General features: G+C 63.2%; 20 protein-coding genes and 2 pseudogenes. 17 read left to right on the top strand and 5 right to left on the bottom strand.

Annotation, left to right across the window (positions count from 1 at the left end):
• Positions 1-308: 308 nt before the first annotated feature.
• From NLN62_RS12530 to NLN62_RS12520, 3 genes and pseudogenes are all read left to right on the top strand, one after another.
• A pseudogene (locus NLN62_RS12530) lies at positions 309-1,046 on the top strand (ArdC family protein); the annotation flags it as partial.
• Positions 1,047-1,306: 260 nt separating this feature from the next.
• Positions 1,307-2,728 (top strand): site-specific integrase, encoded by a 1,422-nt coding sequence (locus NLN62_RS12525; protein WP_254113471.1) that lies wholly within the window; start codon positions 1,307-1,309, stop codon positions 2,726-2,728.
• Between the two features lie 77 nt (positions 2,729-2,805).
• Positions 2,806-4,509, top strand: coding sequence for a hypothetical protein (locus NLN62_RS12520; RefSeq protein WP_254108996.1), 1,704 nt, complete (start codon positions 2,806-2,808; stop codon positions 4,507-4,509).
• A gap of 23 nt (positions 4,510-4,532) precedes the next feature.
• Here NLN62_RS12520 and NLN62_RS53480 read toward each other — a convergent pair whose 3' ends face one another.
• Positions 4,533-5,198, bottom strand: a complete 666-nt coding sequence (locus NLN62_RS53480) for a hypothetical protein (RefSeq protein WP_371932982.1) — start codon at positions 5,196-5,198, stop codon at positions 4,533-4,535.
• Between the two features lie 18 nt (positions 5,199-5,216).
• Positions 5,217-5,444, bottom strand: a complete 228-nt coding sequence (locus tag NLN62_RS53475) for a hypothetical protein (protein WP_371932981.1) — start codon at positions 5,442-5,444, stop codon at positions 5,217-5,219.
• Here NLN62_RS53475 and NLN62_RS53470 point away from each other — a divergent pair.
• The 7 genes and pseudogenes from NLN62_RS53470 (at position 5,439) to NLN62_RS12485 (ending at position 17,259) form a co-directional block, all read left to right on the top strand.
• Positions 5,439-6,668 (top strand): hypothetical protein, encoded by a 1,230-nt coding sequence (locus NLN62_RS53470; RefSeq protein WP_371932980.1) that lies wholly within the window; start codon positions 5,439-5,441, stop codon positions 6,666-6,668. The two genes, NLN62_RS53475 and NLN62_RS53470, sit on opposite strands and share 6 nt — an antisense overlap.
• A gap of 350 nt (positions 6,669-7,018) precedes the next feature.
• Entirely contained in the window at positions 7,019-7,924 is a 906-nt protein-coding gene (locus NLN62_RS12510; RefSeq protein WP_254108994.1) for an ArdC family protein, read from the top strand.
• A 56-nt stretch (positions 7,925-7,980) separates the two neighbouring features.
• Positions 7,981-8,205: pseudogene (locus NLN62_RS12505) on the top strand (zincin-like metallopeptidase domain-containing protein); the annotation flags it as partial.
• A 108-nt stretch (positions 8,206-8,313) separates the two neighbouring features.
• Positions 8,314-10,431 carry a ParB/RepB/Spo0J family partition protein gene (locus NLN62_RS12500; protein WP_254108993.1) on the top strand — a complete coding sequence of 706 codons (2,118 nt, stop codon included), beginning with the start codon at positions 8,314-8,316 and terminating at the stop codon, positions 10,429-10,431.
• A gap of 178 nt (positions 10,432-10,609) precedes the next feature.
• Positions 10,610-14,938 (top strand): bifunctional class I SAM-dependent methyltransferase/DEAD/DEAH box helicase, encoded by a 4,329-nt coding sequence (locus NLN62_RS12495; protein WP_254108992.1) that lies wholly within the window; start codon positions 10,610-10,612, stop codon positions 14,936-14,938.
• A complete protein-coding gene (locus NLN62_RS12490) occupies positions 14,938-15,999 on the top strand; it encodes a toprim domain-containing protein (protein ID WP_254108991.1) in 1,062 nt (353 codons plus the stop codon). The genes NLN62_RS12495 and NLN62_RS12490 overlap by 1 nt, the downstream gene beginning before the upstream one ends.
• 324 nt (positions 16,000-16,323) lie before the next feature.
• Positions 16,324-17,259 (top strand): DUF2493 domain-containing protein, encoded by a 936-nt coding sequence (locus tag NLN62_RS12485; RefSeq protein WP_254108990.1) that lies wholly within the window; start codon positions 16,324-16,326, stop codon positions 17,257-17,259.
• A gap of 19 nt (positions 17,260-17,278) precedes the next feature.
• On the opposite strand, the gene NLN62_RS12480 is transcribed toward NLN62_RS12485, so the two are convergent.
• Positions 17,279-17,452: a hypothetical protein gene (locus NLN62_RS12480; RefSeq protein ID WP_254108989.1), complete on the bottom strand. Its 174-nt coding sequence runs from the start codon at positions 17,450-17,452 to the stop codon at positions 17,279-17,281.
• Between the two features lie 188 nt (positions 17,453-17,640).
• Between NLN62_RS12480 and NLN62_RS12475 the strand changes: the two genes are divergently transcribed.
• The 3 genes from NLN62_RS12475 (at position 17,641) to NLN62_RS12465 (ending at position 19,486) form a co-directional block, all read left to right on the top strand.
• Positions 17,641-17,985: a hypothetical protein gene (locus tag NLN62_RS12475; RefSeq protein ID WP_254113881.1), complete on the top strand. Its 345-nt coding sequence runs from the start codon at positions 17,641-17,643 to the stop codon at positions 17,983-17,985.
• Positions 17,986-18,133: 148 nt separating this feature from the next.
• Positions 18,134-18,574: a hypothetical protein gene (locus tag NLN62_RS12470; RefSeq protein ID WP_254108988.1), complete on the top strand. Its 441-nt coding sequence runs from the start codon at positions 18,134-18,136 to the stop codon at positions 18,572-18,574.
• Between the two features lie 585 nt (positions 18,575-19,159).
• Positions 19,160-19,486 carry a DUF736 domain-containing protein gene (locus NLN62_RS12465; protein WP_057741446.1) on the top strand — a complete coding sequence of 109 codons (327 nt, stop codon included), beginning with the start codon at positions 19,160-19,162 and terminating at the stop codon, positions 19,484-19,486.
• Positions 19,487-19,594: 108 nt separating this feature from the next.
• On the opposite strand, the gene NLN62_RS12460 is transcribed toward NLN62_RS12465, so the two are convergent.
• Positions 19,595-20,005 (bottom strand): hypothetical protein, encoded by a 411-nt coding sequence (locus NLN62_RS12460; protein ID WP_254108987.1) that lies wholly within the window; start codon positions 20,003-20,005, stop codon positions 19,595-19,597.
• Positions 20,006-20,158: 153 nt separating this feature from the next.
• Complete coding sequence (locus NLN62_RS12455) at positions 20,159-20,392, bottom strand: helix-turn-helix domain-containing protein (protein ID WP_057741441.1); 234 nt, start codon at positions 20,390-20,392, stop codon at positions 20,159-20,161.
• A gap of 226 nt (positions 20,393-20,618) precedes the next feature.
• Between NLN62_RS12455 and NLN62_RS12450 the strand changes: the two genes are divergently transcribed.
• From NLN62_RS12450 to NLN62_RS12435, 4 genes are all read left to right on the top strand, one after another.
• Positions 20,619-20,882, top strand: coding sequence for a DUF2285 domain-containing protein (locus NLN62_RS12450; RefSeq protein ID WP_254113469.1), 264 nt, complete (start codon positions 20,619-20,621; stop codon positions 20,880-20,882).
• Entirely contained in the window at positions 20,831-21,220 is a 390-nt protein-coding gene (locus NLN62_RS53465; protein ID WP_371932979.1) for a transcriptional regulator domain-containing protein, read from the top strand. The genes NLN62_RS12450 and NLN62_RS53465 overlap by 52 nt, the downstream gene beginning before the upstream one ends.
• 37 nt (positions 21,221-21,257) lie before the next feature.
• The gene (locus NLN62_RS53460; RefSeq protein ID WP_371933123.1) at positions 21,258-21,797 is read left to right on the top strand and encodes a DUF2285 domain-containing protein; all 540 of its coding nucleotides are present in this window, start codon (positions 21,258-21,260) and stop codon (positions 21,795-21,797) included.
• 200 nt (positions 21,798-21,997) lie between these two features.
• Entirely contained in the window at positions 21,998-22,249 is a 252-nt protein-coding gene (locus NLN62_RS12435) for an AlpA family transcriptional regulator (RefSeq protein WP_247532350.1), read from the top strand.
• Positions 22,250-22,262 lie beyond the last annotated feature (13 nt).

Below are 22,262 nucleotides of genomic sequence, written 5' to 3'. Positions count from 1 at the left end.
TCCTCGCCGGGGGCACTCGGGAAAGGGGCTCGCCTGCGGCGATCGCTATCACTGCCCCGTTCCCGGGTGCCGCTATTGAACCGGTCTCGTCGCTGCACTCGGACCCGCGTGCCCCTGCGGGTCGCTATGCTCACGCTCTCCGGGTGCCATTTTCCGTTGAGGCGATGCGTCCCTGGCGCACGCCTGATCAGGCCTGCGGCCCTGAAGCAGATTGCGAAGAGGCTGAGAGTAAGAGTGCAGGCTGGGTTTTTCTGTGACGGGTTACAAGCTGCGAGAGAGGCTCGCGGTGCCCGTCGCGGAGACCCGCGATGTCAAATCCTACTGCTCGCGCGCGCGCCGGCCAGGACCGCGCGAACCTCTATAACGAAATCACCGACAAGATCATTGCCGAGCTCGAGGCCGGACACGTCCCCTGGGTTCAGCCCTGGGGTACGGCCGCGGTGAAAGCGCCGCTGGCGATGCCGAAAAATACGTCGACCAACCGGCAATACAGTGGCATCAACGTTCTGATCCTCTGGGGGGCCGCCACCGAACATGCATTCACGGGTCAGAGCTGGCTTACCTTCCGCCAGGCGTTGTCGCTCGGTGGCCACGTCCGCAAGGGCGAGCGCGGGACGACCGTGGTCTATGCTGATCGCTTTGTACCGGTTGAGGAAAAGCGGCGTGCGAGCGAAACGGGCGACGAAGCGCAGGGGATCCCGTTCCTCAAGCGCTTCACTGTCTTTAATACTGATCAATGCGACGAGCTGCCTTCGGAGATCGCGACGACGGCGCCACCTCCGGCACCAGGCCTGATCGAGCCGCAGGTCGAAAAGCTCATCAAGGCGACCGGCATCGACTTCCGCATCGGCGGCGACCGTGCATTCTATGCGCCGGCAGAAGACTATGTGCAAGTGCCTCCACCACAGGCCTATTTTGAGCCGATCAACTGGCATCGAACCGCCTTGCATGAGCTGGCGCATGCCAGCGGCCATCCGTCACGTCTCAACCGCGACTTGTCAGGCAGCTACGGTACCAGGAAGTACGCCTTCGAGGAGCTCATCGCATTATCTTGACAGTCTGCACCGACTCTCAGTGTCTTGCTGACGTCGATGCAACAGGACCGACGGAGGCGATAGGTCGTGTCGCCACTTGTGTGTAGCTCGGTAGAGCAAAGCCGTCCGCACGCGCGCCATCCAATAGCGCCGTAGCGGGCGGACGGCTTTGCGGTGGTCACCGCCGGCCGCAGCGCTCCCACATAGCTGGCCGCGGCCGGCCTGGATAGCGCCGGGCAAGCTGAACGCCTTCGTTGATGCTGGTTCCCCGGATGGGGGTCCGGGGGAAGGTTGAACTTGTGGACAAGGTAACGCCGGCTTCGAACATCACCATTCAGGAGCGCCGATCAGCAGACGGGCTTGATGCCCACGTCCCCATGATCCTCCGGGACGGGGTGCTCTACGATCCTGATCTGGAGCGTTTCTTCCGTGATCTTCCTCTCAATGGCGTTCGCTCGCGGCACTCCCTTCGTGCATACGGCTATGACGTCCTCGTCTGGGTCCGCTTCCTTTCGGAAGCCTGCGGCAAGTCCGTATGGCAAGGTGACCGTCGCGACGTCCTTGCCTACCATCGAGTTCGTCGCCGGGCCGAGGCTGGCCAACGTATCTCCGCGGCTTCCTGGAATCGATCTGTTGCCTGTCTCGATCGTCTCTATCGCTGGGGTGTTCACGAGGGCTTGGTCTCTGAGGCGCCGTTCACGCACCGCTCCATTTGGAGGCAAGCATACGGCGGCCGGCGAGCGCAGATTACGGCACGCAACGACGCCTATGAGCCGGCTGCACGTCGAGCGGATGTCAGCTTTGTCACGCTCGATGACTACCGCATATTTCGGGACGTCGGCCTGAGAGGGTTGCTGCCGGATGGCGGAACGCGTCCCGGCGCCCGCGACCGCAACGGCATTCGCAATGCGTTGTTTTCCGATCTCCTTGTCACGACAGGTCTTCGGCTGGAGGAAGCCTCCTTTCTGTTTGCATCCGACCTTGCTGCCGTCGACCGGCGAACAGCTCGACAGGTGTGGCTCGATCTGCCGGACGCGATGACCAAGGGTGATCGTGGTCGCCAGATCCTTCTTTCCGGTCGACTGCTTGAACAGGCGCGAGCCTACATTGCGGTTGAACGTGCTCATGCGGTCACGAAGTTCCGGCGACGCTCCGGCTGGCAATCGTTCGAACGTCCGATCTTCGTTCACAGGGAGCGGTCAGCCTCCCGATTGCGGTTGCTCGACCGGAGCGACATCGCCCTTGATCTGCTCAGCCCTGAAGAGCGCAGCAAGATTATCGTCTGCGATGACGACGGTACACCGAGCGAGCCGGCAGTGCTGTGGCTCACAGAAGTCGGATTTCCGGTTCAACCGAACTCCTGGGAAGTGATCTTTGCCCGGGCATCCGAGCGGTGCAGGTCTCTAGGCTTTTCGATCAACATCACCCCGCACCAGCTCCGCCATACCTTTGCCGTGCATATGCTTGCGATGCTGATCCAGCATCGGCTGCGCGATGCAGCTTTGGCCGCCGGATCGATGGAGGGATATCGGCAGATCCTCGGCGATCCCTTGCAACAGGTCCAGCGCCTCCTTGGCCACGCCAGCCTCGCAACGACCTACATCTATCTCGATCATATCGCTTCGCGCGCCGATACCGTCGATGCCGCCGTCGAGGAGTTACTGGCGCTGCTTCCCTCGGAGCACTCGTTATGAGGCGGCGGCCGCGGAAGGGAACTCCAGTTCGTTTTGCGCCCGCAGATGGTGTCGTCCCGGCTCATGCCGGTGACCAGGTGCTCGGCCTGCGCTTCAACATCGAGGCGTGTTATGGTGGGATCGTCGAAGTCGATCTCACCAACCTGCGTCCGCGAGCACTCGCGATAGCCTTTGCCGGCGCTGTCCGCCGACAGGCCGAACTCGGCGGTGCGTTGGGAGCGCGCAGCACCATCAAGCAGCACATTGCCGCATATCGCCGGTTTTTCGCGTATCTGAGAGACCACTCTCATGCCACGAAGCCAGCCGAGCTTCGGGCGCAGGATATCGACGGATTCGAAGCCTCCCTTGAGGCCGCCGGCATGACGCCGATCCACCGGCACACGGTCCTCGCGAAGGCGATTCTTGCGCTGCGCTCCATCGATATAGATCAACCCGCCCTTCTCGATGAGGGGCTCCGCCGTCGCCTGAGCTACACGAGCGCGCAATCCGCAGGTCGTTCGCAGCCCCGCGACGCATATAGCCCGTTCGTCGCTCGTCAGCTACGTGACGCGGCTCGGGCCGATATCGGCAAAATCTTCCGGCGTATCGGCCGCCCGCTCGACGAAGCGGGTGATTCCAACCTCCGCAGTGCGGTTGCCGATGTTGAAGCCAGGATTGCCGCAGAAGGCAAGATCGATCACTCCGACCTCGCCTTCAAACGCCTGTACTTCATGCGCCTGCGACGTGGCCTGCCGGTCTCCAGCTTTTCCGAGGACGTCCATAACCGCCATCATTTGCTCGCATCCGATCTGCCGCCCTTGCTGACGTTCCTGTCATTGGAGACAGGGCTCGAGATCGAATGCTGCAAGACGCTGACCATCGACTGTTTACAGAACCCCGGACCCGGCACGATCGAGATCAGCTACATAAAGCGTCGCGCGCGTGGCGCCGAGCAGAAGCGTCTGCGAGTTCGTGATGGCGGCCTCGGCACGCCTGGCGGACTGATCCGCAAGCTAATCGAAGTGACAGGCTTCACCAGGCGCTTCCTTCCGGTCGAGTCTCTCTGGGTCTATCACTATAAAGGACGAGGACAGTTTCGGTCCGGCATCGATCACCCGCACCAGTTGGTGGATAACTGGGTCGCTGGACACGGCATCATCGACGACGATGGCCGTCCGCTTCACCTCATTCTCTCTCGGCTTCGCAAGACACATAAGGCGCTCTGGTATCTCAAGACCGAAGGGCACATGGCGCGCTTTGCCGTCGGCCACACGCCGGAGATCGCCGCTCGTCACTATGCGGATATTCCGTCATTGCGCCCATTGCATGAAGCCACCGTCGCCGAGGCGCTTACGGAAGTTGTCGCGGCGGCAGGACCGATCGTTTTATCACCCGACAATGAATCTCTTTGGCGCCAGGGTGCTGATGTCCCCGTGCAGACCATTAGCGTGCCGGCGCTCCTGGATGGAGATCAGGACGTTTGGCTCGCGGCGTGCTCGGGTTTCCAGAACAGTCCCTTTGCTGAAGCAGGTTCGCCCTGTCCGCAGCCATTCTGGGGTTGCCTGGAATGCCGCAACGCAGTCATCACCGCTCGCAAGCTACCCGCGATCCTTGCGTTTCTGAACTTTATCGAGGGCGAGCGGGCCGGGCTCTCTGCTGCCGACTGGAGCATCAAGTTCGGTCGTGCGCATGCGCGCATCACCCAGCAGATTCTGCCCGTCTTCTCCGAAGGTTTGATCGCCCAAGCTCGCAGCGAGGCTACCCAACAATCTCTCTATCTTCCGCCGGAGGTGCGGCCATGAGCAAAGTTGCCCTCGCTCCAAGCCTACAGGAACTGGATGACCGGCCGGTCCTCGCTTCTGCCCCGCTGAAGAAGGACTTCGATCGGAGCTGCCTGTCTCGCTATGGCGACGCAAGCTGGGATCTCGGTCCGGCCGTATTCCGCGAGAACGCCCGTCGCTGCCATGTCACCGTACATTTCCGGTCGGTCGAAGACGTCGGTACCCGCGAAGCGATCCGGGAGTTCCTCTATGCCCGGCTCAACGTCGACCTTCCTGGTCATCGCAAGAAGCTCCCACCTGCCTGTGTCCGGCAGATATTCAACAGGGCGCGCCGTTTCTTCGAGTTCGTCCGCGGCGAACTCGGCGCTGTCGATCTCTCGCGGGTCGATCAGCAATTGCTCGACCACTATGCCCGCCATCTCCAGACCGATTGCAGCCGACGGCCTGTCATTGTTGGTCACCTTCTCGAAGTGCCGGTCGACCTCTATGCTTTTCGCGATCATCTTCTCTCCGGAGGGCTGCGGTTCCAGCCATGGAGCGGACGCGCTCCAGCCCGCGTCGCTGGTTATCGCCACGTCCGCGAGAACCGCACCCCACGGATGCCGGAAGAAGTCATCGCGCCACTGTTGGCCTGGTCGATCCGCTACGTCACCGAGTTTGCGCCCGATATCTTCGCCGCCCGCGACGAGCTTGATCGGTTGGAGGCCCATTGCGCTAAGCTTGTTGGATCAGACCAGGTCCTCGACCGCAAACAGCGCCGTGACAGACAGCGCCGGTGTCTCACGGACTACTTTGAGCGGCGCCGGCGTGAAGAGCGCGGTGTGCCGATCTGGGGGACTGCTCACAATGGCACCATTTGGCGGCATCCAGAGACAGGTGACGTATCGCCTCCTGTCAACTCGCACCTGCTTCATCTCCATATTGGGATCGATGCCCGCGCAGAGTCCAGGATGCATATTCAACTTGCGAGCGGAGCGCCGGACCTGATCGATGCAGCCATACGCGAACTCGGCGTTGAGACCGGCGGCATGGACACCTGCATCTCTCTTCTGCCGGAGACCGGTCGACCGTGGCGACCCCGTTTCGACGCCAAGACGCTCGCCCAAGAAGAGCGGATGCTGCAATCAGCGGCCTATGTCCTGTGCGCCTATCTGAGCGGCATGCGCGACTGCGAAGTTCAAGCAATGCAGCGCGGGTGTCTCTCCATTAACCGCAGCGAAGATGGTCTGCTCATGCGCCACCGCGTCCGATCGGTCGCCTACAAAGGCAAGTCGAGCCATGGCCAAGCGGCCGAATGGATCACGATCGAACCCGTCGCCAAAGCCGTCGAGGTATTGGAGCGCCTGTCGTTCCCGGCGGCAACCGCCCGCGGACTCACGACACTCTGGCCGGTCCTAGCCGCTAAATCCGTGTGCAAGGATCACCTCTCTGCCGAGATCGTGCGGCAGCTCAATCTTTATCGCGATCACCTCAATAAGCTGTTCGGCACGGTTAACGAGCCGGTTATTCCCAACAGCCCCGAAGGCAAGCCTTGGCGCATCACAACACGGCAATTTCGCCGAACGATCGCGTGGCATATCGCCAACCGTCCCTTCGGCACGATCGCCGGCATGATCCAGTATAAGCACGCCTCCGTCGCTGCCTTCGAAGGCTATGCCGGCTCCAGCAAGTCCGGCTTTCGCGCCGAGGTCGAGAGCCAGCGTGCGCTTGGGCAACTCGATGATCTGCTGGTTTACTTCGATGAGCGACAGACTGGCTCGACGCTGTCCGGACCAGCGGCGCCGCGCATATCAAAGGCGCTTGATGCTGCGGCGGCAGAACTTGATCCCCTTCCAGTCATGATCGCAGATCGCGCGCGGCTTCGCACGATGCTCGCCAGTCTCGCGCGCACATTGCACGTCGGGGTGCTCGCCGATTGCTTCTTCGATCCCGGGACCGCCCTATGCCTGAAGCAGGCAACCAACGCCGACAACAAGACGCCGCTGACGGCGCTTTGCCAACCAACACGTTGTCCAAACGCCTGCATCACCGCCAGACACCGGCCAGCATGGGCGCGTTCCGCAGATGAGGCGAGAGCCGTCCTTAAAGAGAAGCGATTGTCCTCGCTACAGCGCTCCGCTCTGCAACAGGATCTCGCGCGCATCGAGGCTGTCCTCGACGATATCGATCGCGGCAACTGACGTCAGAACTCCAGGCCTGATGTTGTGGCCGCGCCGGATGGCTCTCGTCGGCGTCCGTCCCGGCATAGTCGGAGCGCGCGATGCCCCGCACGGCCGCGCAACGGCTGATCGCCGTCCTCCGCTGTCGCTTCGGCTCTGCGAGTGCGCGGTCGCGCTCTCGGGCATCGCAGGTGGCTGCTCCGCCGCCGGGGACGGACCCCGGCCGAACGGGAGCACCCATCATGATGAGACAGCACAGAACCAAAGACGGCCGCCCTGTCGGGCGGCGGGAGAGGACGAGGAGGGCCGGAATCGGGCGGCCGGTTGAGGGAGTGAGAGAGGCTTGCTCCGCCGGCCGCGGAGATTCTCCCATGTCCCATACCTCGAGTTCGGCGGAGCGCGCCGATGTCTACACCCGCATCACCGCCGAGATCGTCGCCGCGATCGAAGCTGGCGCCGGCGAATGGCGCATGCCCTGGCATCACGACGGCACCGCCATCACCCGCCCTCAGAACATCTCGTCAGGCAACCGATACCGTGGGGTCAATGTGCTCGCACTCTGGATTGCTGCGCAAGCTCATGGCTACGCCAACGGCCTCTGGGGAACCTATCGGCAGTGGCTGGCTGTCGGTGCGCAGGTGCGCAAGGGCGAACAAGGAACGACGGTTGTTCTGTGGAAGCAGGCAAAGGCGGCCATCAACGACGATGCAGACGACGGTGACGATGACGCTCGTCGCCGCGTCTTTGCACGCGCATTCACGGTGTTCAATGTCGCCCAAGTCGATGGCTACGAACCGCAGGTCGTCGAGAAGCTTCCAGAGAGCGATCGCCTCACTCACGTCGGCGAATTCATCGATGCGCTGAAGATCCCTATCGTCACCGGCAATTACAATGCGCACTACCGCATCGACCTCGACACGATCTTCATGCCGGAATATGCGGCGTTCACGAGCCCAGCCGCCCAAGCCGGCACATTAATACATGAGGCAGCTCACGCCACTGGCGCAAAGCACAGGCTCGACCGGAACTTCCTGGAACGGTTCAAGCGCGATTGGCTGCCGATCGAAGAGGCGACCGCCGAATTGACCGCTTCATTCATTCTGGCAGATTTGGCGGTCGCCCATCATCCCAGGCCCGATCACGCGGCGTACGTGGCATCCTGGTTGCGCCTCCTCAAGGACGACCCTCGCGCCATCTTCACCGCCGCCAGCAAGGCTCAACAGGCGGCTGATTGGATGCACGCCCAGCAGCCTCGAACCGAGGAGATGGCCGCATGATCAGCACCATCCCCAACGGAGTAAAATTTCAAAAGGGGGCTGGACTGTCAGGATATGTCGCAGAGATCTCGGCTGCTTTCAGTTGCGCGTCGCTTGGTATCGTGCCGACGGTGCGGCACGCCGACTACGTCGGCTCCTGGCTTGAAGTGCTGCGCGAGGACAATCGCGCGATCGTGCGCGCTGCTTCCCAGGCCAGCAAAGCTGCGGATTATCTCCTTGGATTCTTGCCGGAGCCCGTTGTCGACATGACGACCGGGAGAGCGGAGCAGGAGGCCGCGTGAAGATCTCGCCAGTCGCTTCGGAAACGAGAGTGAGAGGGGAGATGCGGTTTTCGCGACGGGTTGGAGGTCGAGAGAGAGGCTGTCGGCCGCCCGTCGTGGAGATCAGACATGACGAAGGCTGTCCAAAAGATCACGCTGTCGCCCTCGCGCGACATTCCGTTCAACAAGCTGGTGCTCAGCCAGTCCAACGTCCGCCGCGTGAAAGCGGGCGTCTCGATCGAACAGCTCGCCGAAAGCATCGCCCAGCGGACGCTCCTGCAAAGTCTCAATGTGCGGGCGGTTGTAGATGCGGAAGGCAATGAGACCGGCATGTTCGAGGTGCCGGCGGGTGGCCGGCGCTATCGCGCGCTGGAACTTCTCGTCAAGCAGAAGCGCATGGCGAAGGCACAGACCGTTCCGTGCGTTGTGCGCGAGGGGGGCATCGCCGAAGACGACTCGCTTGCAGAGAACGATGAGCGGGTAGGGCTTCATCCGCTCGATCAGTTCCGGGCCTTCCAGACCTTGAGTGGCGCCGGCATGTCCGAGGAGGACATCGCGGCTCGACACTTCGTGGCGCCGGCTGTCGTCAAGCAACGCCTCCGGCTGGCGTCCGTGTCGCCAAAGCTGCACGACGTCTATGCCGAAGACGGCATGACCCTCGAGCAGCTCATGGCCTTTTCTGTTACCGCGGATCAGACGCGGCAGGAACAGGTCTGGGAGAATGTCAGCCGCTCGGGCTACGATGAACCTTATCAAATCCGGCGGATGCTGACCGAAAATACTGTGCGGGCGTCCGATCGCCGCGCGCAGTTCATTGGGCTCGATGTTTACCAGCAGGCAGGCGGCGGCATTTTGCGCGACCTGTTCGAGCACGATGATGGCGGCTGGCTTCAAGATGTCACCTTGCTCGATCGTCTTGTCACGGAGAAACTCAAAGCCGAGGCCGAGTGGATCGCCGCGGAGGGGTGGAAATGGATCTCCGTCGCCGTTGACTTCCCCTACGGTCACACGACGCGCCTGCGCGAACTGGGAGGCCAGCCTGTCGATCTGACCTCCGAGGAACAGGCCACCATCGAAGCTCTCAACGCCGAGCAGGCGAAGCTCGAAACCGAATATCAGGATGCGGATGAGCTGCCCGAAGAGATCGACCAGCGTCTCGGCGCGATCGAGGCGGCGCTGCTGGCGCTCGAAGATCGGCCGAAAACTTACGATCCGGCCGAGATTGCCCGGGCCGGCGTCTTCGTCAGCATCGATTCCGAAGGACGGCTTTCCGTCGATCGGGGCTATGTTCGGCCTGAGGATGAGGCGCCTGCGGCCGGTTGCGACGTTGAACAGGGCACCGATGCTTCGTCGCCCAATGGGCAGGAGGCTGATGCCCCCGTACAACGCGCGGCGATCTCGGTCGCCGGCGCACCAACCGAACCGGAGGAGGATGATGAAGACCCGGCAAGGCCGCTGCCGGATCGGCTCATCATCGAGCTCACGGCCCACCGAACGCTGGCATTGCGGGACGCGCTGGCGGAAAATCCCGCCATCGCATTCCAGGCGGTGCTGCATAACTTCGTGCTGACGGCCTTTTACCGGTTCGCTTCGTCCGGGAGCTGCCTTGAGATCGGGCTGCGCACACCAAACTTTCCCGCTCAAGCTCCGGGGCTGCGGGAAAGCGTCTCGGCTAAGGCTGTCGAGGTGCGGCATGAGGCCTGGAAGGCACGGTTGCCGAAGAGCGAGAACGATCTCTGGGATGCGCTGACGGCTCTCGATGGTGGTGCACAGGCATCGCTGTTCGCCCACTGTGCGTCCTTTGCGGTCAACGCCGTCTATGAGCCGGCCAATCGCTACAATCAGGGGCGCGTCTCCGCTCACGGCGTCCGCACGCGTCTTGACCAGGCCAACGTGCTTGCGCGCGCTGCCGGACTCGACATGGTGCAGGCTGGCTGGAGACCGACCGTCGACAACTATCTTGGGCGAGTCACTAAACCTCGCATTCTGGAGGCGGTGCGGGAAGCCAAGGGCGAGTCGTCGGCCCAACTGATCGACCATCTGAAGAAGGCCGACATGGCCAAGGAGGCCGAGCGTCTCCTGGATGGCTCGGGCTGGTTGCCGGAGCCGCTGCGTCTCGTCGATTCCAGCCCGTCTTCGGTGGAGCCGGAAAGTGAAGCGGGCGCGCTGCCAGAATTCCTCGCTGACGAGGAGGATCCAGAGAACGGCAGCGACGAGGATCCGCAACAGCTCGACGCGGCTGAGTGACATCGTCGAGGGTCTTCGGCCTTCCTACATTTGCTTGGGGACCGGTGTCCAGCACCGGTCCCATTTTTATTGGGAACGGCTGAGAGGGAGAGTGGGGCCGGGAAGGGTTTGAATCGCCGTGGTCTTAAGGAGAGCGCTGGGCGGTTCGACCCGTTCCTGCTCTCCGAAAGAAATCCCCATGACCGAATCTCTCGCCGGCGGCGCTGCCGCTGCGCCGCTCTCGATGTGTGCCGCTGCAACTATCACCTCCGCTACGATCAGGGCTGCGCGACAGCTCTTGACCGATCTCGAACGCGGCCGGCGCATCGATGCCGCGGTCCTGCGTGGCGCCATGGAGGCTGCCTTCGGCGCCTCGGACGCGGCCGGTGCCTGGAATTGGAAGACCGCCTATGACGCCTGCGAGGCGGCAACCGTTCTATTCCTTCGCAAGTTCGGTCCGGCCATGCGGACCAAGGCTGGTTCGACGGCCGCGATGCTGCCGATGCTCGCGAAAGTCGCGAGCTGTCTGCCGACCCATACGCGGCGTTCCGAGGACAGCCAGGCACTTCAACAATTTTCGACGCCGATCCCACTCGGACTGGCCGCATGTACCGCAGCCGCCGTTACACCGGCCGACCGCGTTCTGGAGCCGTCCGCCGGGACAGGCTTGCTCGCCATTTTCGCCGAACTCGCCGGCGGCGGCCTGATATTGAACGAGTTGGCCGAACCTCGCGCTGAGTTGCTCGATCAACTCTTCGTCGGCATTGAGATCACGCGGTTCGACGCCGCCCAGATCGATGATCATCTCGATGTAGGCGTCATGCCGAGCGTCGTCCTGATGAACCCGCCGTTCTCGGCGATGGCGAATGTTACCGGCCGCATGGCTGACGCCGCATACCGACACATCGCCTCGGCGCTCGCTCGTCTCGGCGACGGCGGCCGGCTGGTGGCGATCACCGGCGCAAACTTTTCACCCGAAGGATCAGTTTGGCGTGAAGCCTTCGCCCGCTTGCAGGAGCGCGGCCGCGTGGTGTTCACCGCGGCGATCGACGGCTCGGTCTATGCCAAGCACGGCACCACGATCGAGACGCGGCTGACCGTCATCGACAAGGCGCCGGCCGATGACCCGCATCAATTTCCGGAGTCCCCAGGAATTGCGCCCGATGTCGCGACGCTGCTCTGTTGGATCGGCAAATACGTTCCACCTCGCCTGACCGTCGCTCCGACCGTCGCGCTTCCCGTGGCCGCCTCGCTCGCGCTGCGCACTGTGCGCGGCTATCTCGCGCGGGCCGCCGCACATTCGGCCAAGGCGTCGGTCTCCGATCCCGAAGCCGTCCACCTCGCCTATGAGACAATCGACTGGGCGCCGCCTGAGGGCGCGCATCTCAGCGACGCCATCTATGAGGAGTACCGGCTCCAGTCGATCCGGATCTCTGGCGCGCAGACACACCCGACCAAGCTGGTGCAGTCGGCCGCTATGGCCTCGGTCGCGCCGCCCAAGCCGAGCTATCGGCCGCGCCTGCCGGCGAACCTCGTCAGTGACGGCATCCTGTCGGACGCCCAGCTCGAGACAATGGTCTATGCCGGTGAGGCGCACGGCGACTATCTCGCCGGTGCCTGGACAGTGGACGAGACCTTCGATGTCGTCACCGCCGCGCGCGACGAGGCGCCGAACGCCGTGCGCTTCCGTCGGGGATTCATGCTTGGCGATGGGACCGGCGCCGGAAAGGGTCGCCAGTCCGCCGGCATCATTCTCGACAATTGGCTGAGGGGCCGGCGCAAGGCAGTTTGGATCTCGAAGTCCGATAAGCTGCTGGAAGACGCCCAGCGCGACTGGTCGGCGCTCGGTATGGAGCGTTTGCTCGTCACACCGCTGTCGCGCTTCGCGCAAGGGCGCCCGATCCTTCTCTCCGAAGGCATCCTATTTTTAACCTACGCTACGCTGCGGTCCGACGATCGCGGCCAGAAGCTTTCGCGCGTCCGGCAAATTGTTCAATGGTTGGGAGCCGACTTCGACGGCGTCATCATTTTCGACGAGAGTCATGCAATGCAGAATGCCGGCGGCGGTAAGGGCGAGCGGGGCGATGTTGCGCCCTCGCAGCAGGGCCGTGCGGGCTTGCGCCTGCAGCACGCGCTGCCGAACGCCCGCATTGTCTATGTCTCGGCGACCGGCGCCACCACCGTCCACAATCTCGCTTACGCCCAGAGGCTCGGCCTCTGGGGCGGTGAGGATTTTCCGTTCGCAACGCGCGCCGAGTTCGTCGAGGCGATCGAGGATGGCGGCGTCGCGGCAATGGAAGTGCTGGCCCGCGACCTGCGCGCGCTCGGCCTCTACACCGCCCGCTCGCTATCCTACGACGGAGTCGAGTATGAACTGGTCGAGCACCAGCTCACGGACGAGCAGCGCCGGATCTATGACGCTTATGCCGGTGCATTCAGCGTCATCCACAATCACCTCGAGGCGGCGATGCAAGCCGCCAACATTACCGGTGAGACCGGCACGCTCAATCGCCAAGCGAAGTCGGCCGCGCGCTCGGCCTTTGAGTCGGCCAAGCAGCGTTTCTTCGGCCATCTGATCACGAGCATGAAGACACCGACCCTGCTCCACTCCATCGAGCGGGACATGGCCGACGGCCATGCCGCCGTCATCCAGATCGTGTCGACCGGCGAAGCGCTGATGGAGCGGCGGCTCGCCGAGATCCCACCTGAGGAGTGGAACGATGTCCGCGTCGACATCACGCCGCGCGAATATGTGCTTGATTACCTCGCCCATTCCTTCCCGGTGCAGCTCTACGAACCCTTCACCGACAGCGAGGGCAATCTCTCGTCCCGGCCCGTCTTCCGCCACGGCCAGCCGGTCGAGAGCCGCGAGGCGGTCGCCCGCCGCAGTGAGCTGATCGAACGGCTCGCCTCGCTTCCGCCTGTTCCCGGTGCGCTCGACCAGATCGTGCAGCGTTTCGGCACGGATCTCGTGGCGGAAGTGACCGGGCGTTCGCGGCGCGTGGTGCGCAGGGGTGACCGCCTTGCGGTCGAGAACCGGGCCGCCTCCGCCAATCTCGCCGAGACCGCCGCCTTCATGGACGATCTGAAGCGCGTGCTTGTCTTCTCGGATGCCGGTGGCACCGGACGCAGCTATCACGCCGAGCTGTCAGCGCGAAATCGTCGTCTTCGCGTCCACTATTTGCTCGAACCTGGCTGGAAGGCCGATGCCGCGATCCAGGGCCTCGGACGGACGAACCGCACCAACCAGGCACAACCACCGCTTTTTCGTCCGATTGCCACCGACGTCAAGGCGGAGAAGCGCTTCCTCTCGACCATTGCCCGCCGCCTCGACACGCTCGGGGCCATCACGCGCGGGCAGCGCCAAACCGGGGGACAGGGCCTGTTCCGGCCCGAGGACAATCTGGAGAGCCACTACGCCAGAGATGCGCTTCGGCAACTCTATCTGCTGCTCGTGCGCGGCAAGGTCGAAGGCTGCTCGCTCCAGATATTTCAGGACGCCACCGGCCTCAAGCTGACAGACGAGAACGGCATCAAGGACGAATTGCCGCCGATCACGACGTTCCTGAACCGCCTGCTGGCGCTGACCATCAACTTGCAGGGCGCACTGTTCACCGCGTTTGAGCAGTTGCTGAACACCAAGGTCGAGGGCGCCATCGCGAGCGGGGTCTATGACGTCGGGCTCGAAACGCTCCAGGCCGAGAGCTTCCTCGTCACCGACAGGCGCACGATCTACACACATCCCGCCACCGGCGCGGAGACGCGTCTTCTCACCATCGCCGAGCGCCGGCGCAATCGCCCCCTAACGCTGGATCAAGCGCTCGATTATCTGGCTGATGCTCGGGCTGCACTACTCGTCAACGAGCGCTCGGGCCGCGCCGCGGTGCAGATCCCCGCGCCGAGCTTCATGCTCGATGACGGCGAGATCGAACGTCGTGTCCGGTTGATCCGGCCGATGGAGCACCATCATGCTTCGCTGAAGATGATGGAGGAGAGCCACTGGCAGGCGGCCGAGCGCGAGGCGTTCGCCGCCGCATGGACCGCCGAAGTCGCTGAGGTGCCGGAGTTCGCCGATAGCACGCTCAACATCGTCGCCGGCATCTTGTTGCCGATCTGGAAGCGGCTGCCGACCGACTCCATGCGGGTCTATCGGCTTCAGACCGACGATGGCGAGCGCATCATCGGCCGCAGGGTGTCGTCAGCCTGGGCAGCAAACGCCTCGATGATCGGGACTACCGCCCTTTCACCGGAGGCGGCTTTCGCGGCGCTGATGGAGGGGAGGACGGTCCTCGACCTCGCCGAGGATCTGCAGCTCCGCCGCGTGCGCGTGATGGGCACCCACCGCATCGAGCTTTCCGGCTTCGCCGACACGATGCGGGACCGACTACGCGCTTACGGCCTCTTCAGCGAGATCATCTCATGGAAGCTGCGCATGTTCGTGCCATCAGATGCAACCGGTGTCGGCGTGTTGGCGAAGGTGCTGGGCCACTATCCGATCGAGCGCATCGGCGAGCGGGAGGCTGCCTGATGGCTCGCCACGACGCCTCCGACCTGGTCCGCCGTCTCGCGCGTGATGCCGAGGCGGTGTGTCGACATTATCTCTCCGCAGGACGGCGACAAGGCGGCTATTGGCTTGTCGGCGATGTGCGCAATACCCCCGGCCGCTCGATGTTTGTGCGGCTCAAGGAAACCGCGAAGGGACCGGCAGGCAAATGGACCGACGCCGCCACCTCCGAGCATGGTGATTTACTCGACGTGATCCGAGAAAGCTGCGGCTTCGTCGACTTCAAGGACGTCGTCAACGAAGCCCGCTCTTTCCTCAGTATGCCGCGTCCCGAACCGGAGCCCAAGGTCAGCCGCGCGGGTTCGCGGAAATCGAGCGCGCCTGCCGGATCGCCGGAAGCGGCGCGAAGACTCTTCGCGATCTCGCAACCCATCGAGGGTACGCTCGTAGAAGCGTATCTCCGTAGCCGCGGCATTACGGCTTTGCACGGAACCGGAAGCCTCCGATTCCATCCCCGCTGCTATTATCGGCCGGACGAGCACTCTCCGACCGAGACCTGGCCGGCGATGATCGCTGCCGTCACAGATCTCTGCGGCCACGTGACTGGCGCGCATCGCACCTGGCTTGATCCGGGCGGCTTCAACGAAGCCCATCTCGGCAAGGCGCCCGTCGACACGCCGCGACGGGCCATGGGCGACTTGCTTGGACATGCGGTTCGCTTCGGTGTGGCGGGCGAGGTGATGGCGGCCGGTGAAGGCATCGAAACGATGTTGTCGCTTCGGTGCGTTCTGCCCAGCATGCCAATGGCGGCGGCGCTCTCGGCAGCGCATCTCTCCTCCATCCTGTTCCCGGACACGCTTCGCCGGCTCTACATCGCACGCGACGATGATCCTGCCGGCGATGGCGCCATGACGACTTTGATCGAGCGGGCGCAGGCGGCCGGGATCGAGGCGATCGTGATCTCGCCGCGGCTTGGCGACTTTGACGAAGATCTTCGCCAGCTCGGGATCGACGCCCTTCGCGCCACCAGCCGGGTGCAGATCGCGGAGCAGGACGTTGGCCGCTTCATGGATTTGGCTGCATAGCCGGAACGGGATGAGGGGCGGTGTGGCAACGCCGTCACGTGAGGCCGGCGGCGTTGCTTTCCTCAGCGTCAAAGAGGGCCACACCCACGGCCTTCAAGAGGGCGATCGGGCGGCAAGCGGCTCGGACCGGCAACCTCGGAAGCCGACTATTTTCCGTCGGCGGCAGAGCCGCCTTTACATCGCGAAGCAAAATAGTCGGCTCCCTTCGGTCCTCCGCTCCGCTTCGGCCCTTCGCTGCGCTGCGGGTGCAAGTCCGTCCCGCCCGCCGCCTTCGTCGCCACGAAGGCCGCGATGGGCGCGGCCGATCCGACGAGGAAAGCCGCAATGACCACCGACCATGACGACGACTTCGAACCGCAGCAGAGCTCATCCCCAACCGACCACGTCCTCCAGGAACTCCAGCTCTATGGCCACCGCCCCTTCCACGATGAGCCAGATCCCCGGCCGCTCCCGGAAGCGCGAATCCTCGCCGGCAGCATCTCCGACATCTTCGATGCCATCGTGGTGGCATTGTCTGACACCCGTCTCGAACCTGACCTTGAAGACCTGCTCTGGTCGACGGTGAACGTCTTCCATCGTGCCATCGACCGGATCGAGCGTGAGCTCGACGATAACGAACTGGCGCAACAGCGGTCGCAGCGGGAGCAGGACGGCAGCGAGGTCAAATCCGTCGAGCTGGAGCGCCTGACGGCAGAGGGCCAAACGCTGATCGAGCGACGCAACGCCTTCGAGTTGATGCGCGACCAGGCCGCCGAACACTTCGAGCGCCACACCCATTCAGCGTGGCGTCCGCGGAACGGATCGAAGGTCAATCACCGCAATCTCACAGCAGCCATGATCGACAGTCGTGAATTCCTCGCAGCGAAGAAGCGCGCCGACAACCAGGTGCTTCTCCCCGCAGGGCCGAAAGTGGCGCTGACCGGCGGCCTCGACTTCAACGATCACCAACTGATCTGGAACAAGCTCGACCAAGTCTACGCCAAGCATCCGGACATGGTTCTGCTACACGGCGGATCGCCGAAGGGCGCCGAATTGATCGCCGCCAAATGGGCCGACCACCGCAAGGTGCCGCAGATCGCCTTCAAGCCCGACTGGACGAAGCATAACAAGGCCGCACCATTCAAGCGTAACGATGCAATGCTTAACGTGCTGCCGATCGGCGTGATGCACTTTCCGGGTACCGGCATCCAGGATAACCTCGCCGACAAGGCCAAGAAGCTTGGCATTCCGGTCTGGCGGTTTGGAACAGGCGGCGCTTAGGCGCCGCCATCTTCCGCCTTCAATCCTCCGGATAGGCGGAAGAATTCAAGGTTGCTGGCGCCGGAACGGAGTGCGCGTAGAAGGCCAAATCGGTATCGCTCTCGATCAGCTCGTCGAGCCGCGCCCTTACTTCGTCCTGATCAAACCTCGATTCAGATGGCCCGCACTGCCGCTCAGCAGTCAGCGCCACCACAGCAAGCGCTTCCTCACCAGATGCAGTTCGCGCCCCGTGAACTCCGCCATTGCGCCTATGTCAGCCATCATGCCGACGCGCAAGTGCAGCTTAGCCGAACGCCCGGCACACCGCGTGAATAACGAGGCTTCGGCCGCAATGGACAATGGGCTTTGGCGGTTGCTGCCGGCGGATGCCACCCCGCTTCCATGGCGCTGATCCTTGGTCCGGCCAGGAGCCTGACGCCATCAACCCGCAAGGGGTCGGCTTACGCTGAAGCGTGCCGCCGCTTCGCCTTCGTCTACGCGGTGATTGCGGCCCCTGCCGGACACATCGGGCGCCTGTCGCGCGGGGATGGTCCCCGCCACCGCACAGGAACCGGATCAATGTCTCAGTCTCTCGCTTTCGCCAATGGCTGGAATCTCGCCATCACCCTCATGGTCTGCGTCATCATCTTCCAAGCCGGCACCGGCGAATACGGCGTCATGCCCGCCTCTGAATACGACGGAGATCCCGCAGCCGTCATCCACGAATTCGATCCCTTCCAGCGATGAAGGGGCGCGTCAGCAACATGAGCAGGCGGCGGAATCACAACGGGATTTCCGCTGCCGGCTGCGTGCGTTTACTGCTATACTCTGCGTTGCGCCGTGGTGGTGGTGGAAGGCGCAACCGTCAGAGCTTTAACTCACGGGAGCCGCCACCATGATCATCTTCGGACCACTCCTCGTCATCGCAGGCATCGGCTTCTTCTGCTGGCTGCTGTTCATGCTTGCCGTCTTCGCATTGCCCTTCTTCGTCGGCCTGACGATCGGCATCTTCGCGCTCCATGCCGGAGCGGGCGCGCCCGGCGCCATCCTCGCGGGCCTCGCGGCCGGCGGGGCGACTTTCGGAATTGGGAAGCTTGCGCTCGCCTTCGTGCCATGGGTCTGGCTCCGGCTGGTGGTCATTCTGCTCTACGTCGCACCCGCGACCGTCGCGGGATACAGCGCCACCCATGGTATCGCCCAAATGGCAATCCCGTCGGCAACCTGGCAGATGATCTTTTCCGTGATCGGCGCCAGCGCGGTCAGTGTCACGGCGTTCCTGCGTTTCACAGGCGTGGCCGCCCCCGGACCTGCCGGACAAGGCCTCGCACGAGGTTGACATGGTTTCAGCGGAAGACGTGAGTTGGACTAGACCCTACTTCGATAGCTCAGCGGCGATCGTCGAAGGTGCGGTCGATCGGAGTGGCGAAGCTCAGACCGATTATCTCTTGAGCCCAACGCGTGGCCCTAGTGATGGGAGCAAGCTCAGTCACGCCGGCCAAGATGCCATCCCGACTGGTGTAGGTGGGACGTTCCGCCAAGCAGTGTTTGTGCGGCCGAGTGCCCGCTTTTGATTCACACCGAAGGCTTCGTTCGCCGTGAATTCTCTTGCGGGATCTCAAGGTGGCGCAAACGTCGCTACGTCGTCCTTGATCTCAGCTCTGTTTAGATCGAGCGCACCGAACGGCCTCTTCGATGGATTGATCTGGCCGAAGGCCGGCTGAAGCCTCGACCGCCTAAGGCGCAACAGCGGCGTCACAACTTTCTTCCCCTGCCGGCTGCGCCGTCATTCCTCGCGAGACAAGAAAGTTCCTCCTTTGCTGTCGAGCCCCTTCGGGGTGCGCCGTCGGCCGCCTCCGGCCCGTCGATCACCATCGAGGCCGCACGGTGCGGGCTCGAAAAACAGACATCAAGGAGAACAACCATGGCGACCATCGGCACCTTCAAGAAGACCGAATCGAACGAATTCACCGGCCAGATCGTCACGCTCTCGGTTCAGGCCAAGAACGTCCGCATCGTCCCCGAGACCAACCGCTCCGGCGAGAACAGCCCCAGCCACCGCGTCTATGTCGGCCGAGTTGAGATCGGCGCCGCCTGGGCCAAGCGCTCCAACGAGGGCCGCGACTATCTGGGCCTCAAGCTCGATGATCCGAGCTTCGTCGCTCCGATCTTCGCAAATCTCTTCGACGACGAGGACGGCGAGGGCTATAGCCTGATCTGGTCCCGCCCCAACGGGCGGCGCAGCGACTGACCCGCCAACAATGCCTCGCCCGGCACATCCGGGCGGGGCATCGCTACGCTGGGGCGCCGTCACGGCGCTACGCCGGCCGCGCCGGCGCAAGTGGGCAACGACTCCTGACTAGCGGCCGCGCCCTGATTTGATCGGCCGTCTTTGATTGGCCTCCAAGACGCTACCGACGATGTCCTCCCATGCAGGACAGACTGCAACGAGCCGGTCCAGCGCCCTGGGATCACGCTCAATCTGGCCGAGCGCCTGCGCGCGCCACTGATCATTGAAACTGATGCTCATCAGCCCCAGACATTCGACGATCGAACTGTCGGGCCGTAAGTGCTCCAACGTTGCCGTCACGATGCCCGCCCATTGCTGGATCAGTTGCCAGGGCTCTGGCTCGGTCCTTGACTCCAGCTTCTCTCCGAGCAGGCCAATCAGCGCGAGGAATCGAGTTGACCAAGCTTGCGGCGTAAGTTCCACAACGAGCGCGTCCACCGTTGCACGGATATCGGCTGGCAGATGCTCGTACAGACCCATGGCGTCTACCCCATCTCGCTCGTCCCTTGGATCAGGCAAGCGTCTCTGACGACAGAGCAGATTTGCCCAAAGCTGCCAATCTACTTTTGCGTGTGGCAGTTTGGAATTGATCCACGACGTGCAGCGGCGCGGTCGGAGCAGCAATTCACTTTGTCATCGAGCACGATGAGCGTGAGGCGTCGTTCGTTTGATCAGGTCAGTTGCTTCGACGCCGAGCGCTTCCGCGATGCGACCGAGCACCGTTACGCTGGCCGACACATCGGCGCGTTCAATTGCGCCGACGTAACGGACACTTAGCCCGGCGCTATCAGCCAACTCCTCCTGCGTCATCTTCTTCACGTGGCGTATCCGACGCAGATTGGTCGCCATGACCTCTTTGAGATCCATCGCGACATGGGAACCAACATCGGCACGATCGTTCCAGGAACGATCGTTCCGATTCGTGCAGCGCCGTGTTATAGATTGGCCCTGACGGATCGCTGTTTGCCCCTTGCGGGGATACCGTGATGCGGCCTACGCATCGCAGTGCGGGTCGTGAGACGCTTGCGGCTTGCAAAGTTCCGCCGCCGAAGGAAAGTCTGATATTTACTTCGATGCTGAGGGGACGATTGTAATGAACGAATTGCCATTCCTGGACCGCCCGCCACAAACCGATCGTGTGAATGCCTATGATGAGAAAAATCTTGCAATCTACGTGCGGTTACTGATGGCAGAGGAAGAGGGCGCCGACTGGACCGAGGTCGTGCAAGTGATCTTCGGTCTTGATCCGACGCGCGAACCTGATCGAGCCAAGACCGTCCACGAGAGTCATCTCGCCCGCGCTCGATGGATGGTGGAAGCCGGATATCGGCATCTGCTGGAACCGCGGATGCAGTGAGGGGTGTCCCATCGCGCGAATTGCGATCGTACGTGATGCAACCTCTGGGTCTAGTTCGGCTGGCCGTCTTTTCGGATCGTTGTGCGTCTCTCCTTCGGGAGGACAAACATAAAGAAGAGAAGACACGCATGCCCACACAGTATTGGCGCTCGCCGGAGACGATCGAACGTCTCAAGAGTCTCGAACGCCCAGGCTTCGCCCTCGAGTTCCTTCGCCGCAACGCAGACTACCGCCGCGACTTCGCCCGCACACAGCGCCAAATCGCACGCGACGGCGCGGAACCCGAGACCGTTCGTTCCGAACTCGCACGTCGTTGGGGGTTAAGGTTTCGCCCATGATCCGGTCTCTCCGGTCGGGCCTGAGCCAACCCTATGGCTGCCCCAGGTCTCTCCGGGAACACTGATCCTGGAGCCGGCGCCGGCCGGCTTCGATGTCGCCAAAGCCGTCGATCGCAACGCCCTCGGCCTGCCGCTTGTCGAGCTGACCGATGCCGATGGACGTGAATTGGTGATCGCAGACCAATCCGGTGAACTTCATATCCGCTTGCAGGATGAACAGGCTGCGAGGCGTCCCGCCGTGCTCCTGCCGATCGACAGCATATCCGAATTGCGGCTTGAGGTCGCTCTCCACCTCATCCGCCGTCTTGGAGGCCAGCGCTCCGCTCTTCTGCCGGCGGCCTTGCGGCTGACGGCGTTTCAGAAACGACGCTTGATCCAGCTCCTTCATGCCTTCGACGTCCATAACCTGGGCGGCGGCCCGCGAGATGTGGCCGCAAAGGTGCTCCGCTCCGACCACGCCCAGCGCCGCTCGGTCGAGTGGAAGGATTCGCATGCGCGTCGCAAAGCGAACCGCCTCATTCACGAGTCGATAGCCTTGGTCGAACGAGGTTATCTGAAGCTCCTGCGCGGCCGCTGACCGCCTCATCGATCCTCAAGTCAATCCGTCGCGATGAAGCTACATGGGCCGGTGAGGCCGCGGCTCGCATCGTTGCGATTGTGGGGGGACATACACCTGCAAACTTTTTCGTCCACCCCCAACGCCTGACCTCTCCGCCATTCTCGCCCCGACACGCCGCGACTTGGCCGTGGCGCTTCAAGGCTAGACGGAGATCTCCCATGCTCGACCGGACCGCGCAGCTCACCACGCGCTATGTGCGCACCCCGGAGGCTGCGCGCCTCCTTGGCCTCTCGCCGCGCACGCTGGAGAAATACCGCTGCCACGGCAACGGCCCGACCTTCCGCAAGCTTGGTGGCCGCGTTGTCTACGCGATCGGCGATCTCGAGGCTTGGGCCGATCAAGCTGCCTGCACGTCAACGTCCGATCCTCGCTATGTCGAGGCCCGCGCCGCCGGCAACGCGCATCGCTAAAGGCAGCGCTCGC

The sequence above is a fragment of the Bradyrhizobium sp. CCGUVB23 genome, assembly GCF_024199885.1.
Classification (GTDB): domain Bacteria; phylum Pseudomonadota; class Alphaproteobacteria; order Rhizobiales; family Xanthobacteraceae; genus Bradyrhizobium.
The sequence above is the reverse complement of the archived record's forward strand: the minus strand, read 5'-3'. Positions and strand labels throughout refer to the sequence as shown.

What these genes read in the sequence shown, in the direction of transcription:
- NLN62_RS12525 (WP_254113471.1), top strand. Translation starts at nt 1,307, where the DNA reads ATGGGGGTCCGGGGGAAGGTTGAACTTGTGGACAAGGTAACGCCGGCT.
- NLN62_RS53480 (WP_371932982.1), bottom strand. Translation starts at nt 5,198, where the DNA reads ATGGGCCTCCAACCGATCAAGCTCGTCGCGGGCGGCGAAGATATCGGG.
- NLN62_RS53470 (WP_371932980.1), top strand. Translation starts at nt 5,439, where the DNA reads ATGCATATTCAACTTGCGAGCGGAGCGCCGGACCTGATCGATGCAGCC.
- NLN62_RS53475 (WP_371932981.1), bottom strand. Translation starts at nt 5,444, where the DNA reads ATGCATCCTGGACTCTGCGCGGGCATCGATCCCAATATGGAGATGAAG.
- NLN62_RS12510 (WP_254108994.1), top strand. Translation starts at nt 7,019, where the DNA reads ATGTCCCATACCTCGAGTTCGGCGGAGCGCGCCGATGTCTACACCCGC.
- NLN62_RS12500 (WP_254108993.1), top strand. Translation starts at nt 8,314, where the DNA reads ATGACGAAGGCTGTCCAAAAGATCACGCTGTCGCCCTCGCGCGACATT.
- NLN62_RS12495 (WP_254108992.1), top strand. Translation starts at nt 10,610, where the DNA reads ATGACCGAATCTCTCGCCGGCGGCGCTGCCGCTGCGCCGCTCTCGATG.
- NLN62_RS12490 (WP_254108991.1), top strand. Translation starts at nt 14,938, where the DNA reads ATGGCTCGCCACGACGCCTCCGACCTGGTCCGCCGTCTCGCGCGTGAT.
- NLN62_RS12485 (WP_254108990.1), top strand. Translation starts at nt 16,324, where the DNA reads ATGACCACCGACCATGACGACGACTTCGAACCGCAGCAGAGCTCATCC.
- NLN62_RS12475 (WP_254113881.1), top strand. Translation starts at nt 17,641, where the DNA reads ATGGCGCTGATCCTTGGTCCGGCCAGGAGCCTGACGCCATCAACCCGC.
- NLN62_RS12470 (WP_254108988.1), top strand. Translation starts at nt 18,134, where the DNA reads ATGATCATCTTCGGACCACTCCTCGTCATCGCAGGCATCGGCTTCTTC.
- NLN62_RS12465 (WP_057741446.1), top strand. Translation starts at nt 19,160, where the DNA reads ATGGCGACCATCGGCACCTTCAAGAAGACCGAATCGAACGAATTCACC.
- NLN62_RS12460 (WP_254108987.1), bottom strand. Translation starts at nt 20,005, where the DNA reads ATGGGTCTGTACGAGCATCTGCCAGCCGATATCCGTGCAACGGTGGAC.
- NLN62_RS12455 (WP_057741441.1), bottom strand. Translation starts at nt 20,392, where the DNA reads ATGGATCTCAAAGAGGTCATGGCGACCAATCTGCGTCGGATACGCCAC.
- NLN62_RS12450 (WP_254113469.1), top strand. Translation starts at nt 20,619, where the DNA reads ATGAACGAATTGCCATTCCTGGACCGCCCGCCACAAACCGATCGTGTG.
- NLN62_RS53465 (WP_371932979.1), top strand. Translation starts at nt 20,831, where the DNA reads ATGGATGGTGGAAGCCGGATATCGGCATCTGCTGGAACCGCGGATGCA.
- NLN62_RS12435 (WP_247532350.1), top strand. Translation starts at nt 21,998, where the DNA reads ATGCTCGACCGGACCGCGCAGCTCACCACGCGCTATGTGCGCACCCCG.